Source organism: Actinoplanes sp. CA-015351 (genome assembly GCF_050955685.1).
Taxonomy (GTDB): domain Bacteria; phylum Actinomycetota; class Actinomycetes; order Mycobacteriales; family Micromonosporaceae; genus Actinoplanes.
Window position 1 is genome coordinate 1,029,713 of record NZ_CP192102.1, and the last position, 13,628, is coordinate 1,043,340.

Consider the following 13,628-nt stretch of genomic DNA (forward strand, 5'->3'; position numbering starts at 1 on the left):
AGCAGATCTAGCGGAGCTGGCCGACCGCCTCCTCGATCGCGGCGCGCAGATCCGGCCCGCTCACCACGGCCCGCGCCTGCTCCAGCACCGGCGCCAGGAAAACGTCCGGACCCGGCCCGCCCGCGAACGGTGTCACCGCGGCGACCGCTGCCTGTCCGGCCGGGGACGGGGTCAGCGGGGCCCGCAGCTGCAAGCCGCGTACCGCTGACAGCAACTCCACCGCGAGCAGGCTGGTCAGGTTGTCCAGGACGATCCGCAGCTTCTTCGCCGCGGCCCAGCCCATCGAGACGTGGTCCTCCTGCATGCCGCTTGTCGGCAGCGAGTCGACCGACGCCGGTGAGGCGAGCCGCCGGTTCTCGGCGACGATCCCGGCGGCGGTGTACTGCGCGATCATCAGGCCCGAGTTCACCCCGGCGTCCGGGGAGAGGAACGGTGGCAGGTCGCGGGAGCGGGTCACGTCGAGCAGCCGGTCGACCCGGCGTTCGGCGATGGCGCCCACCTCGGACGCGGCGATGGCCAGGTAGTCGGCGGCGAAGCCGAGCGGCGCCCCGTGGAAGTTTCCTGTCGACTCGACCCGTCCGTCCGGCAGCACCACCGGGTTGTCCACGACCGACACCAGCTCACGGCCGGCGACCAGGCTGACGAAGTCTAGGGTGTCCCGGGCCGCGCCGGCGACCTGCGGGGCACACCGCATCGAGTACGCGTCCTGCACGGCGTGTGCCAGGTCGTCCCGGTGCGAGTCCATGATCGCCGAGTCCTGCAGCAGCCGGTGGATGTTCGCGGCGGACGCGGCCTGGCCCGGGTGCGGGCGGATGCTGTGCAGCTCAGGCAGGAACGGCCGTTCCGAGCCGAGCATCGCCTCGATCGCCAGCGCGGTGGTCACGTCCGCCATGGCGAACAGATGCGACGCGTCGGCGATCGCCAGCAGCAGCATGCCGAGCATGCCGTCGGTGCCGTTGATCAGCGCGAGGCCCTCCTTGGCGGCCAGCTCCAGCGGCTGCAGCCCGGCCGTGCGCAGCGCCTCGGCGGCGGACAGCCGGGAGCCGTCCTTGCCGAGCACCCAGCCTTCGCCGAGCAGCACGATCGCGCAGTGGGCGAGTGGTGCCAGGTCACCGGAGGCGCCGAGTGAGCCGTGCTCCGGCACCCACGGGGTGAGGTCGTGGTTGAGCAGGTCGACGAGGCCTTGGGCGAGCACCGGCCGGACGCCGGAGCGGCCCAGGGCGAGGGACCGCACCCGCAACAGCATCATGGCGCGGACGACCTCGCGGGGCATCGGCGCGCCGATCCCGGCCGCGTGCGAACGGATCAGCGCGTGCTGAAGTTCGGCCCGGCGCTCCGGGGCGATCGAGGTGTTGGCGAGCGCACCGAATCCGGTGGAGACGCCGTACACGGGACGGCCGGACGCCTCGATGCCGTCGACGATGGCACGGCTCGTGGCCATCGCCTCGACCGCGGCGGGGGAGATCTCGACCTGGGCGTCGCCGCGGGCTACGGCGATGACGTCGGCGGCGCTGACGCCGGTGGGCTGGACGATGACGGTCACTGCGGCACTCCGTTGTGCAGAATGGTGCGGATCATGGGAACACCGGGCCGGTAGGCCAGGTGCACGTGTGAGGGCGCGTCGAGGATGACCAGGTCGGCGCGGGCGCCGACCTGGACGACGCCGAGGTCGTCGCGACGCAGGGCCGCGGCCCCACCGGCGGTTGCCGCGAAGACGGCCTCCGCGGGGGTCATCCGCATTTCCCGTACGGCCAGCGCGATGCAGAACGGCATCGAGGACGTGTACGACGAACCGGGGTTGCAGTCGGTGGCGAGCGCGACAGTGACGCCGGCGTCGAGCAGCCGCCGCGCGTCCGGGTACCGAGACCGGGTGGAGAACTCAGCACCGGGCAGCAGCGTGGCGACGGTGTCCGAGCCGGACAGAGCGGCCACGTCGGCGTCGTCGAGGTGGGTGCAGTGGTCGGCGCTGGCGGCGCCCAGTTCGACGGCGAGCTGCACGCCGGGTCCGTGGACGAGCTGGTTGGCGTGCAGCCGCAGCCCGAGGCCGCGTTCGGCGCCGGCCTTCAGGATCGCGCGGGCCTGGTCGCCGTCGAACGCGCCGCGGTCACAGAACACGTCGACCCATTTCGCGTACGGCACGGCGGCGTCGAGCATCTCGCCACGGACCAGGTCGACGTAATCGTCGGCTCGGCCCGCGTACTCGGCCGGGACCACGTGCGCGCCGAGGAACGTGGTCTCCTCGACGATCTCGGCTGCCAGGCGCAGGGACCTGGCTTCTTCGGCCACGCTCAGGCCGTACCCGGATTTGATCTCGATCGTGGTGGTCCCTTGCCGCAGCGCTTCGCTGACCAGGCGCCGCGCGTTGCGGCGCAGATCGTCGTCGGACGCCGCGCGCGTCGCGGCGACGGTGGTCCGGATCCCGCCGCCGGTGTACGGCTGACCGGCCATCCGCGCGCCGAACTCGGCCGCCCGATCCCCGGCGAAGACCAGGTGGGCGTGGCTGTCGACGAATCCGGGCAGCACCGCGGCGCCGTCCGCGTCGAGGCGCGAGTCGGCGTCCGGCGCCTGGGACGAGGGCCCGATCCAGGCGATCCGATCGCCTTCGACCACGACTGCGGCGTCGTGCACGATGCCGAGGTGCGGATCGTTGGTGACCAGCTCACCGATGCTGGTGACGACAAGACTCATGACAACACCTCAGCGATCGATTCTCGAAGGGCCCGGGGGACGTCCATCGCACGGTGCCGGCCCTCGGTGACGATCGGCCGCCCGTCCACGATCACGTCGGTGACGTCGGCGGCGGTGGCCGCGAAGATCAGGCCGCCGGGGTCGGTGCCCGCGGTCCGGACACTGTCCAGCGAGACGGCGACAAGATCGGCCCGCTGACCCACGGCGATCTCACCGGTGCCGGCCCAGCCGAGCGAGGCGTGCCCGGCACTGGTCGCGGCGGTCAGCAACTCGGCGGCACTGAAGTGCCCTCGCTGCCGGGTGGCGAGCCGTTCGTCGAGTTCGACGCCGCGCGCCTCCTCGAACATGTCGATGACCGCGTGGCTGTCGCTGCCGAGGGTGAGTACCGCGCCGGCGTCGGCGAGGGCCCGGGCCGGGCCGATGCCGTCGGCCAGATCCCTTTCGGTCGTCGTGCAGAAGCAGGCGTACCGCCCGCGGCCGAGGATCGTGATGTCGGCGGGGGACAGGTGGGTGGCGTGCACGGCGGTGGTCATCGGCTGCCAGAAACCCATCGCGTCGAGCAACTCGGTGGGCGAGCAGCCGTGCACGGCCTGGCAGGCCTCGTTCTCGGCCGGCTGCTCGGAGAGATGAACGTGCACCGGGAGCCCGTCGGTGCGTTGCGCGAACGTCGCCATCCCGTCGGCGGGGGCGGCCCGTACCGAGTGCAACGCCGCGCCGATCTTGACGCCGTCGCCGCCTTTCAGCTGCTCGAACCGGGTGTGCCAGCCGTCGTAGTCGCCGTCGCCGAACCGCCGCTGCACGCCTTCGAGGGGTTTGCCGTCGACGCCGGCGGTCAGGTAGACCGTGTCCAGCAGCGTGATCCGGATCCCGGCCTCGCGAGCGGCCGCGATGAGCGCGTGACCCATCGCGTTGGGGTCGGCGTACGGAACACCGTCCGGCCCGTGGTGCAGGTAATGGAACTCGCCGACGCTGGTGATCCCGGCGAGAGCCATCTCGCCGTAAACCGCCCTGGCCAGCGTGAAGTAACTGTCCGGGTCGAGCCGGCCGGCCACCTGGTACATCAGCTCACGCCAGGTCCAGAAGCTGCCACGATCGCCGTGGGTACGCCCGCGCAGCGCCCGGTGGAAGGCGTGCGAGTGCGCGTTGGCGAAGCCGGGGAGAACGAGGCCCGTCAAGAGAGACCCGTCGGCGGGGGAATCAGGCGTAACCGAGTTGATCAATCCGCCGGAAACCTCGATGCGGACATTCCGGGCGAATTTCCCGGCCACCCACGCGTGGTCCGCATGAAAGACCGTCACAGCTCCTCCAGCACCTTCGCCAGCGCGTCGATCCCGGCTTCACAGTCCGCGTCCTCCGCGTACTCGGCCGGCGAGTGCGACACCCCGGTCGGGTTGCGGACGAAGAGCATCGCGGTCGGGATGTGCGCGGAGAGCACTCCGGCGTCGTGCCCGGCGCCGGTCGGCAGGATCGGGGCGTCACCCAGCGTCTTGGCGAGCCGGTCGGCCAGCGCCGTGTCGAACGCGACCTCACCGGTCACCGACTCGGGGCTGATCGAGAACGACGTGCCGTCCCGCCCGGCCCGCTCGGTGGCCTTGCGGACCACCCCGTCGACCAGCCGGTCCAGCGTGGCGGTGTCGGCGGCGCGGGCGTCGAGCCATCCGCGTACCAGCGACGGGATCGCGTTGGTGGCGTTCGGCTCGACCTGCACCCGCCCGACGGTGGCGTGCGCGCCGGTGAGCCGGGCCTCCTTGTTCGCCGCGAGCACGGTGAACGCGAACGTCAGCATCGGGTCGTGCCGGTCTTCCATCCTGGTGGTCCCGGCATGGTCGCCAACCCCGGCGAAGTCCATCCGCCAGCGCCCGTGCGGCCAGATCGCGCTCGCCACACCGACCGGCACGTCGAGCGCCCGCCCCTGCTCGACGTGCAGCTCGACGAACGCCTTCAGGTTCTTGACCTTGTCGAGCTGAGCGCCGGCAGGCGTCGTGCCGAGAGCCGCACCGAACGAGATGCCATCGCGATCTTCGAGCGCGGCGGCCTGCTGCGGCGCGATCGCGCCGGTCAGCAGCCGAGACCCGAGACACGGTACGCCGAACCGCCCGCCTTCTTCTTCGACAAAGGCGGCGATTGCAATTTTTCGTGACTTGTCTATTTTATCGGCGGCGAGAAATGCACTGACGATTCCGAGTGGACCGTCATAGCCGCCACCGTGCGGAACCGAGTCGAAATGCGATCCAGTGAGAATCGTTCCCGGCGCCCACGGTTCGCCCCGCCATGCGAAGAGATTCCCATTGCCGTCATCGGTGACCAGCATGTCCCTTCGCGCGGCCTGAGAGCGAAACCAGTCGCGCAGCGTCAACTCCGGCTCGGTGAGCGCATACCGCAGGTAACCGCCGCCGGGCGCCCGGCCGATCGGCGCGATCTGGTTCCAGAGGTGGGTGAACGCGCTCATCGGCTCATCGGGATGTGCACGCCGCCCGCGGAATCGGACTGGTAACCGGCGTCGACGTGCCGCAGCACACCCATCGCCGGGTCGTTGGTGAGCACCCGCTCGATCTTCTGACCGGCCAGGGCGGTGCCATCAGCGACACACACCTGGCCGGCGTGGATGCTGCGGCCGATGCCGACACCGCCGCCGTGGTGGATGGAGACCCAGCTGGCCCCGCTCGCCGTATTCACCAGGGCGTTCAGCAGCGGCCAGTCGGCGATCGCGTCGGAGCCGTCGAGCATCGACTCGGTCTCCCGGTACGGCGACGCCACCGAACCCGAGTCCAGGTGGTCCCGGCCGATCACGAGCGGCGCCTTCAGTTCTCCGGACGCCACCATGTCGTTGAACCGGACTCCCGCCTTGTCCCGCTCGCCGTAGCCCAGCCAGCAGATCCGGGCCGGCAGTCCCTGGAACGCGACCCGCTCGCCGGCCATCTTGATCCACCGCGCGAGGTGCTCGTTCTCCGGGAAGAGATCGAGCATCGCCTTGTCGGTGGCGGCGATGTCGGCCGGGTCGCCGGAGAGCGCCGCCCAGCGGAACGGGCCCTTACCCTCGGCGAACAGCGGCCGGATGTACGCCGGAACGAAGCCGGGGAAGTCGAATGCCCGGGTGAAACCGGCAAGCTGGGCCTCGCCACGGATCGAGTTGCCGTAGTCGAAGACCTCGGCGCCGGCGTCCATGAACCCGACCATCGCGGCGACCTGCTTCGCCATGCTGGCCCGGGCCCGGTCGGTGTACTCCTCCGGCTTGGTACGGGCCAGCTCGGCGGAGTCCTCAAGCTCGACACCGACCGGCAGGTAGCTCAGCGGGTCGTGCGCGCTGGTCTGGTCGGTGACGATGTCGATCTCGACGCCCTTCACCAGGAGCTCGGGGAAGACGACTGCGGCGTTGCCGACCACACCCACACTGAGAGGCCGGCGTTGCTTCTTGGCTTCGAGCGCCATTTTTACAGCTTCGTCCAGATTGTCGGCGACGACATCCAGATACCGCGTGTCGACCCGGCGCTGCAGCCGCGTCCGGTCCACGTCGACGATCAGGCAGACGCCGCCGTTCATGGTGACCGACAGAGGCTGCGCGCCACCCATGCCGCCGCAGCCGCCGGTCAGGGTCAGCGTCCCGGCCAGGGTGCCGTTGAATCGTTTGGCCGCCACGGCGGCGAACGTCTCGTAGGTGCCCTGCAGGATGCCCTGCGTGCCGATGTAGATCCACGAGCCGGCAGTCATCTGGCCGTACATGGTCAGGCCCAGCTGCTCCAGGCGGCGGAACTCGGGCCAGTTCGCCCAGTCGCCGACCAGGTTCGAGTTCGCGATCAGCACCCGCGGCGCCCACTCGTGGGTGCGCAGCACGCCGACCGGCTTGCCGGACTGCACCAGCAGTGTCTCGTCATCCTTGAGCAGGTCCAGCTCGCGGACGATCGCGTGGAACGACGGCCAGTCACGGGCCGCCTTGCCGGTGCCGCCGTAGACCACCAGATCCTGCGGCCTTTCGGCCACATCCGGGTCGAGGTTGTTCATCAGCATGCGCTTGGCGGCTTCTTGCGGCCAGCCCTGAGCGGTGTACGACGTACCGCGCGGCGCGCGAATCTCGGACATTGTCGGTTCTCCTGTCACGCCAGAAATATGTGCCGCTGAGCGGCTGTCGCTTCGAACTGCTCAAGGCGGCGCTGCACCGGCTCGGGCGCCGCGTCGCACATCGCCTGCAGCAGGACCATGGCCATCGCCATCGGGCCGGTGTGCAGGTCGAAGACCAGCTGGGTGCCCACTGCGGCGGGCAGCACCACGTCGGCCGACTCGGCGACCGGGCTGACCGCCGAGTCGGTGATCGCCACCACGGCGAGGCCGGCCGCCTTGGCCTCGCGTACCGCTTCCACTGTCTCGCGCGGGTAGCGGGGGAGCACGATCGCCAGCATCGCACCGGCGCCGGCCGCGCGGGCCTGATCGAGCCGGTCCAGCAGGCTGGTGCCACCACCGTCGAGCACCCGCACGTCCGGGAACGCCTTGGCGGCGAAATAGCCGAAGTACGCGGCCAGCGGCGCGGCGGCACGCAGACCCAGCACCGGCAGCGGCCGGCTCGCGACCAGCAGCTCGGCGGCGGCCCGCACGTCGTCGAGCCGGTCCAGCTGCTCACCGAGGCGGCGCAGGTGATCGGTCTCGGCCGCGACGGCGCGCTGCATGGCGTTCTGCCCGGCCGGCTCAGCAGGCCCGCCGTCGGTGAGCGTGCGCAGCTCCCGCCGCAGCGCCGGATAACCGGAGTAGCCGAGCGCCATCGCGAACCGGGTCACCGACGGCTGACTCACACCGGCCAGCTCAGCCACCTCAGCCGCCGACAGGTACGCCGCCTTCGCGCCGTGCTCCACAAGACAGTGCGCGATCCGCCGCTGGGTCGGGGTGAGCCGAGCGCCCTGAACGAGCTTGACTACTCCGTCATTCACTCTCGCAGCTTATGCATAAAAAATTTCAGAAGCCAGAGGTTCGCCCTAACCGGCGACTGTGAGCTTTAGTTTTAGTTGGCGCTTTGTGAGTTAGTTGGCGCGTCTGTTAGGGATAGTTGGCACCCGGCGCCCCGGGAGGGGCGCGCAAGCGGCCTCCGGCGGCGCGGTTGCCTTGCCCTTCGATGCTCTTGAGGCGTCTCGGCAGAGCGAGGCTGGCGCTCCCCGTACGAGACGGGCAGCCGACTCGATGTAAGCCACCATCCACCCCCTCCTTGCCGGTACAACTAGCCACCGCGCGGACCGGATGCGAGTGCGAGGTCGTCTGCTGGGGTTCGTCGCGTGATCCTTGTTGGGGCCGGCATGCCTGGGTTCAACCATCGAACTGTCAGTAGTCCGGGAGTGTGAACGCGTTGAATAGTGAATCGCGATTCACTATTCTTTGCGCATGGCAGGGCAGGGGGTGCGGCAGGTTTCATCCGCGATCTTCGGCAACAAGTACCGGCTCGAACTGCTGCTCGCACTTGCTTCGGCGGCCGATGAGGGGATCTGCGTGAAGGACTTGGCCGACGCGTGTGACGCGCCAACGAGTGTGTTCCAGCCGCAGCTCCGTGCGCTCATGTCCGCTGGTCTCGTGCGACGGCTGCCACAGTTGGGCCAGAACCGGCGCGTGTTCTATGCGTTGACCGATATGAGCACCTGGACAGGGCTCCGGCGGCTGGTGCAAGATCTCCAGCCTGACGAGTTGCGGACCGGCGTCAGGGAGGGGGCGAACCGATGAGCGTCGCAGCGACGTTGGAGCGGTTCGCGGCCACGATGCCGCAGGCCGCCGCGCAGGACGAGATCGGTGTCGCCCGAGTGAGGTGGCTCGGGACACGCGGCTGGGTTGCCTACAGTCCTGATCGAGCGCAGCAGCAGGTGAGGAAGGCGCATCGGATTCCGCCGATCCTCGCCCTCGACCTGCTCGACACGCTGATGTACCTGCCCTTCGGGCATGAGGTCGCGGTGCAGTCGGTAGCCGCGGCCGCGCAGCGGCGCCTGCGGCGCCTGCCCGCCGGTGCAGTGACCTGGTCTTCGACCACGGTCACCCGGCGCATCGCTCCGCCGGTCACGCCGCTGCTTGCGATGGTGCAGGCCACAGATTGGGCGACCGGGCTACGAGCGGCGTCGCGGTTCGCGATGTACTGCCGCCGTCTCATGGTGATCCCCGAGCTGCCGGCTGATGAGCAAGTCGCCTTGGCGGAGGCCTCGTTCTACGGCATCGGCGTCGCCGTGCGCCGTGGCGAGTCGCTGACGATGGTGCTCGAGCCGGAGGAGTTCACCGAGTGGCAGCCGACAGCGGCCTGGTGGCGGTTCACTGAAGAAGTCGCCCGTGGAGCCGGGAAGGAATCCTGAACCCGGCTCACCCGGCGTCAGGATCACTCGGCCGGCCACGCCGGTAGCGTCGCCCACCGCTTCAGCGGTGCCTGTGGCTCGAAGGCGTCAGGCCGGCGCAGCCGCTTGGCGAGCATCTCGTGTTCGTTGAGCGCGCCCACGCAGATGTTTCGCCAGTACGCGGCGCGCTCCCGCACGGTCGGCTGATCGAGCAAACCCTCAGCGATGACGGTCCAGGCCGCGACGGCGTGCGCGATCGCTTCAGGCTGATCCTCCTTCTGCAGGAACCGGGTCAATGCCTGGTCGCCGCAGGTACCGCAGCGGCATCGGGGAGCACGGCTCGGCGCCGCACCGCTCAGCTCGTTGATCTTCGAGCCCTTCCACCAGCACATGAGATCCGGAACCAGGACGCTGGGCGACTTGTCCCGGCCGTTGAACGACAACGGCTCACGCGGATACGGAACGGTGTGCCGGATGCTGCCGCCGGTGCCGATCGCCGCGGCGAACGCGCCGTGGGCGACCAGGTCCAGGCCGTTGAAGTCGGTGCAGATCGGCATGAGCGGCACGGTGGCTGCCAGGGTGCGCAGGTTCGGGATGATCCGCACGGACTGGGTCAGAGGATCGCCCTGTTTGCCGAGAACGAGTGCGATCGGGCAGCCGACATCGTGCAGGATCGCCTGGGTCTGGGTGAAGAAGGCCCGGTCGATAAGCGAGATGTCCAGCGGCGCCACGAAGAGTGTGTCGGTGCGTCCGAGCGCTTTGACCTGCTGCGCGGCGGCCGCAAGGCTGGCGATGTCCCCGGCGCCGATATAGCCGGTCGGGGTGCACGCCACCGTGTAACCCGCCCTGAGCTGGGCGTCCAGGACCTGGTCCAGGGTGGGGTTGGTGCCGGCCAGGCCGTCGTCCGGCAGCAGGAATGGCTTGTCCGGCGTGGCCTGGTGGTGGCCGTAGGCATCGGGGTCGATCGCGATCGGGCCGTCGTAATCGAGACCGGTGACCTGGGGGATCGGTTTGCCCGGGCCGGGGCCGGTGATCATGAGGCCGCTGCGGGCGGTGGCGAGCGCCGGCAGAACGGTGGGGATGTGGGTGCGGCGGGTGTACACCAGCACCCGATTGGCCAGCGTGCCGACGGCGCCCGCAGGGACGGGCGGATGCGGCTGATGACCCAGCCACTGCCAGCGTTCTGCCAGGTCACTCGCCGGGTTACCGTGCGTCGGGGCGGCGGAAGCCACCACCTTGTCGCCAGGTTCGGTCATTGTCCATCCTGGTGCAGGCTCAGTCGGCGACGGCGTCACCGAACAAGTTGGTCAGGCGTGCCGGTGTCGTTCCGGCGGCTGCGGCCGCGGCATCGAGCCCGCCGGTCGCATGGATCGCTGCCCGGACGATCTCGGGCACCCGGCGGGGTCGTTCTGCCGGTAGCGGCTCCGGTTCCTCGGTTCGCCAGCCGAGGGCGGAGATCTGCGCGTTGATCGTCCGGTAGCGAGAGTCGGTGATGACCGCAAGGTCAGCAGCACGGCGCAGGACGGCGGCGGCGGAGATCCGCCACTTCGCCTTGAGCTGCAGCAGTCGGGCCGGCGTGACGGGCGCCGCCGTCAGATCGGGGTAGATGCCGGCGTTAGGGGCGAGGAACTCCCCGGCGAACGCCTGGGCCATCTCCTCGGCGTCCACCCCGGCGCCGGGAACGCAGACGCAGTGCCCGAGCTCGTGGATCAGCGTGAACCGTTGGCGGTCGATCGGCGCATCGGTGTTGATCACGAAGATGGGTGCCTCGCCGGGTGGATGCAGGCTCGTCGCGTCGACCTCACGCCCGCCCAGTGACATCGGCACCACCAGCGCCCCGAGCTGCTCAGCGATGGCGGTGGCGGAGGCGATCGCGCCGGGCGGAACGGCGAGTTGGGCCCGGAGCTGTGCGGCGACGGCCTGCGGGCCGACGACACCTTCCACCCTGGTTGCCGACGCCGAGAACGTTGGCAGCGGGGTTCCGGCGACGTTCGCCAACCGAGTCAGGTGCAGCCGGGTCAGATTGATCTGGGCGTGCAGCCGCCGCAGCGTCGACGCCTTAGTGGAACGCCGGTTGCGGTGGTACAGGCAGCCTTCGCCCAGGGCCCACAGCTTGACGTCGGCGGTTAGCAGCTCCGGCGTGGTCTCCAGCGCCGTGGCGAACTGCCGCAAGCGCACACCGGTCACCGACAGCGCGCCCTTCTCCGCCCGTGAAACATAGCCTTGGGTGGTTTTGGCGCCGTTTTGGTTCAGGGTGCTGAGGCGTTCGGCGATCTCGGCCTGAGTCAGGCCTGAAGCTTCGCGCGCGGCGACCAGCAGCTGGGGATTCGCTGCCGGTTCATCGATGGTGAAGAGCGCGCTCACAGAAGATACCTTAGCTCATGCCGACGAAAATGCGTGAGAATATTCCGGGCAACATTCCACGAGTCCGGTTTGGTGTCCAGCGGCTGTGGTCGACAGCGCTGCGGCACCCGCCAGGCCGGTGCCGGTCGCCACCTCGCGAGCGGTGATGACCGGCACCTCGCCGCCCCGGGGCGAGATCGATACGCGCCGTCAGGGGCGTTTGCCGCCAGGAAGGTGCCGTCTCAGCCACGCCCATGCGGCTGCGGCCACTGGTCGCAGCCGCCCCGCGAGAGCACCCCAACGCTGGCCCAGAGCACCGGTTGGGTGGCCGCCGGTTGGCTCCGTGCGCCGCGCCGGGGTCTCGGGGGCACGGTCGCGGGCCCACTGGATCCGGTTCTGGCGGATGAAGTAGTGCGAGCGGCACGGTTGATTCCAGTTACCGATCGATGGGTGCAGCGTGACGGACACCCCGTCGAAGGTGAGGCACCAGCCGGTGCGGCTGATCGGAGTGACGATCTCGTTCCCGCACCCGCACGCACACCGATGCAGGGCGGTGGCATACGGGATCGAGACGTAGAGCACCCCGTCGTCGAGGACCTCGGGGGCCGAGTCGACGAAGCGGTGCTCGAAGACGGTTCGCCGGGTGATCATGTCTGGTCGTCACCGACCAGACAGTTGGTGGCGATCGTGTACACACTGTGGTGCTCGTGCTCGAGGTCGGCGTAGAAGCCGCGCTCCTTCTTCCACTTGATCACCGCGAAGACGGCGTTGAGCGCGTTGAGCTCGCCGATCTGGATGTTGGTGCCGTACTCGTCTTCACCGCCGTCGTCGAACGGGATCCGCCGGCGCTCCCGCACGTGATCACGTTTCCGCGGGGTGCTGGTGGTGGTCCGCAACTGCCCGGCGATCATGCCGTCGGCGGTGTAAAGGCCCATGCCGACATCGACGAACGCGATCCCGGCGGCTTCCATCACCTTGACCAGATGCTGTTTCGGGGTGCCCTGGTCCATGCAGAGGAAGACGAACGACATCGAGTTCAGCTCGCCGGCGGTGGACTCGTCGAGGAAATACGGGTGAGCGACGATCCCGCGGCGCATTGCCCCGTACAGCCCCGCGTAGTGATCGACCTTCTTCGGCCGCTCCCGCAGCTGCTGCACCGAGGGCGCTCCGGGCGCCCGGAACGCGTTGTGCTGCAACAGGTCGTCGCCGTCGAACAGATGGATCTCGCCGATCGGCGCCTTCGCGATGAGATCCAGTACATACGAGCCGCTGCCGCCGAGACCGACGATCGCGACCCTGGGCACGGCCAGCTTCGCGTTGATCTCCGGGATGCCGGCGCGGCTGCTGGCCGTGTCGAGGTACCGGAAGATCGACTCCGCCTCGTCGGTCTCCTCGACCCGGAACGTGCACGCGGTCGCCGTGGGGTCCACCACGGCCACGTGCTTGCCCAGCAACGCCACGTAGGTCGTCATCTTGGCGTAGAAGTCCGGATACCCCTCGTCGGGCTTGCAGGAGAACATGAAGTTCACCGTGAGCTCGGGCGTGATCTGTTCCTGGACCGGGCTGTTGATCACGGTATGGGGCCGGCCCTGGTCGTCGCACGGCTGCTCACCCGCGAAACGGACCACGTGGTCCTGCGGGGCGACGGTGATGTCACCGGCCAGGTTGAGCGGGCATACCAGGACACCGAACCGGACCTGCCGCTGCGCGTTGAGGTACGGGACGTGCGAGACCACGAGGTGACCGTTCTCGACGGTCACCTCGTAGCCCTCGTCGCGTAGCCGGCGCAGATCGGCGCTACGAGCGACGAGTACGCGTGACATCGAAGATGGTTCCGTTCTTGACGGTGACCGTGCCGCCCTCGCTGAGGTTGCCGTCGCGCTGCGGACCGGCGGCCCGGTGGTAGGTGACGGTGAAGACCACGTCGGTGCCCTGCGCGCCGGGGAACGCGAGAGCGATGATCTGCGCGAAGCTGAGCGTGCGGTCCTCGACCGTACGCTCCCGGGTATTGACGATGATCTTGTAGCGGTGCCGGACCTGCCGGTGCTGCTCCGCGATGCCGATGTCGGCCATGGGGACCCCCCTTGCTTTGTGCGGTGTGGACGCCGGCGACCCCTCCGGCGTCCTGCTTCTGCCGATCTCTGACGGCGCACCGCCGCCGGTTGTCCGATCTCGAACACCGTCACTGTGTGTGGCGGTGATCACATGTCCGGATTGAGGGTGTGGCGGAGTAGTTGTGGCGGCTTGCGCTGCAGGTGACAGACGATGCCGACTGTCGATGCCGGAGTGTCGGCGAAGGTCACCGAGCAC

General features: G+C 69.3%; 13 protein-coding genes. 2 read left to right on the plus strand and 11 right to left on the minus strand.

The annotated features are described in order from the left end of the window. Positions 1-7 precede the first annotated feature (7 nt). Genes hutH through ACQP2E_RS04725 form a run of 6 tightly spaced genes read right to left on the minus strand, consistent with a single transcriptional unit; the run spans position 8 to position 7,604 of the window. A complete protein-coding gene (hutH, locus tag ACQP2E_RS04700; RefSeq protein ID WP_433828644.1) occupies positions 8-1,543 on the minus strand; it encodes a histidine ammonia-lyase in 1,536 nt (511 codons plus the stop codon). Next, positions 1,540-2,688, minus strand: a complete 1,149-nt coding sequence (gene hutI, locus ACQP2E_RS04705; RefSeq protein ID WP_433828645.1) for an imidazolonepropionase — start codon at positions 2,686-2,688, stop codon at positions 1,540-1,542. Before hutI ends, hutH begins: the two co-directional genes overlap by 4 nt. Further along, complete coding sequence (locus ACQP2E_RS04710) at positions 2,685-3,986, minus strand: formimidoylglutamate deiminase (protein ID WP_433828646.1); 1,302 nt, start codon at positions 3,984-3,986, stop codon at positions 2,685-2,687. The genes hutI and ACQP2E_RS04710 overlap by 4 nt, the downstream gene beginning before the upstream one ends. Beyond that, a complete protein-coding gene (locus tag ACQP2E_RS04715; RefSeq protein WP_433828647.1) occupies positions 3,983-5,137 on the minus strand; it encodes an allantoate amidohydrolase in 1,155 nt (384 codons plus the stop codon). Before ACQP2E_RS04715 ends, ACQP2E_RS04710 begins: the two co-directional genes overlap by 4 nt. Then, positions 5,134-6,765 (minus strand): urocanate hydratase, encoded by a 1,632-nt coding sequence (hutU, locus tag ACQP2E_RS04720; protein ID WP_433828648.1) that lies wholly within the window; start codon positions 6,763-6,765, stop codon positions 5,134-5,136. Before hutU ends, ACQP2E_RS04715 begins: the two co-directional genes overlap by 4 nt. A gap of 14 nt (positions 6,766-6,779) precedes the next feature. Then, positions 6,780-7,604, minus strand: coding sequence for a MurR/RpiR family transcriptional regulator (locus ACQP2E_RS04725; protein ID WP_433828649.1), 825 nt, complete (start codon positions 7,602-7,604; stop codon positions 6,780-6,782). Between the two features lie 445 nt (positions 7,605-8,049). Between ACQP2E_RS04725 and ACQP2E_RS04730 the strand changes: the two genes are divergently transcribed. Both ACQP2E_RS04730 and ACQP2E_RS04735 read left to right on the plus strand, forming a co-directional pair. Next, on the plus strand, positions 8,050-8,382 hold the full coding sequence (locus tag ACQP2E_RS04730; RefSeq protein ID WP_433828650.1) for an ArsR family transcriptional regulator: 333 nt from the start codon (positions 8,050-8,052) through the stop codon (positions 8,380-8,382). Beyond that, entirely contained in the window at positions 8,379-8,996 is a 618-nt protein-coding gene (locus tag ACQP2E_RS04735) for a hypothetical protein (protein WP_433828651.1), read from the plus strand. The genes ACQP2E_RS04730 and ACQP2E_RS04735 overlap by 4 nt, the downstream gene beginning before the upstream one ends. Positions 8,997-9,019: 23 nt before the next feature. Here the strand turns inward: ACQP2E_RS04735 and ACQP2E_RS04740 are convergent, their stop codons facing one another. From ACQP2E_RS04740 to ACQP2E_RS04760, 5 genes are all read right to left on the minus strand, one after another. Then, positions 9,020-10,231 carry a hypothetical protein gene (locus tag ACQP2E_RS04740; RefSeq protein ID WP_433828652.1) on the minus strand — a complete coding sequence of 404 codons (1,212 nt, stop codon included), beginning with the start codon at positions 10,229-10,231 and terminating at the stop codon, positions 9,020-9,022. A gap of 19 nt (positions 10,232-10,250) precedes the next feature. Then, positions 10,251-11,339: an ImmA/IrrE family metallo-endopeptidase gene (locus ACQP2E_RS04745; RefSeq protein WP_433828653.1), complete on the minus strand. Its 1,089-nt coding sequence runs from the start codon at positions 11,337-11,339 to the stop codon at positions 10,251-10,253. 189 nt (positions 11,340-11,528) lie between these two features. Further along, positions 11,529-11,969 (minus strand): DUF6527 family protein, encoded by a 441-nt coding sequence (locus ACQP2E_RS04750; protein ID WP_433828654.1) that lies wholly within the window; start codon positions 11,967-11,969, stop codon positions 11,529-11,531. Next, positions 11,966-13,141, minus strand: coding sequence for a ThiF family adenylyltransferase (locus ACQP2E_RS04755; protein ID WP_433828655.1), 1,176 nt, complete (start codon positions 13,139-13,141; stop codon positions 11,966-11,968). Before ACQP2E_RS04755 ends, ACQP2E_RS04750 begins: the two co-directional genes overlap by 4 nt. After that, on the minus strand, positions 13,116-13,391 hold the full coding sequence (locus ACQP2E_RS04760; RefSeq protein ID WP_433828656.1) for a multiubiquitin domain-containing protein: 276 nt from the start codon (positions 13,389-13,391) through the stop codon (positions 13,116-13,118). The genes ACQP2E_RS04755 and ACQP2E_RS04760 overlap by 26 nt, the downstream gene beginning before the upstream one ends. Positions 13,392-13,628: the final 237 nt, after the last annotated feature.

Excerpts from the sequence above, each read along its gene's own strand:
- ACQP2E_RS04755 (WP_433828655.1), bottom strand. The coding sequence starts at position 13,141 with ATGTCACGCGTACTCGTCGCTCGTAGCGCCGATCTGCGCCGGCTACGC.
- hutU (WP_433828648.1), bottom strand. The coding sequence starts at position 6,765 with ATGTCCGAGATTCGCGCGCCGCGCGGTACGTCGTACACCGCTCAGGGC.
- ACQP2E_RS04760 (WP_433828656.1), bottom strand. The coding sequence starts at position 13,391 with ATGGCCGACATCGGCATCGCGGAGCAGCACCGGCAGGTCCGGCACCGC.
- ACQP2E_RS04735 (WP_433828651.1), top strand. The coding sequence starts at position 8,379 with ATGAGCGTCGCAGCGACGTTGGAGCGGTTCGCGGCCACGATGCCGCAG.
- hutI (WP_433828645.1), bottom strand. The coding sequence starts at position 2,688 with ATGAGTCTTGTCGTCACCAGCATCGGTGAGCTGGTCACCAACGATCCG.
- ACQP2E_RS04715 (WP_433828647.1), bottom strand. The coding sequence starts at position 5,137 with ATGAGCGCGTTCACCCACCTCTGGAACCAGATCGCGCCGATCGGCCGG.
- ACQP2E_RS04730 (WP_433828650.1), top strand. The coding sequence starts at position 8,050 with ATGGCAGGGCAGGGGGTGCGGCAGGTTTCATCCGCGATCTTCGGCAAC.
- ACQP2E_RS04750 (WP_433828654.1), bottom strand. The coding sequence starts at position 11,969 with ATGATCACCCGGCGAACCGTCTTCGAGCACCGCTTCGTCGACTCGGCC.
- ACQP2E_RS04740 (WP_433828652.1), bottom strand. The coding sequence starts at position 10,231 with ATGACCGAACCTGGCGACAAGGTGGTGGCTTCCGCCGCCCCGACGCAC.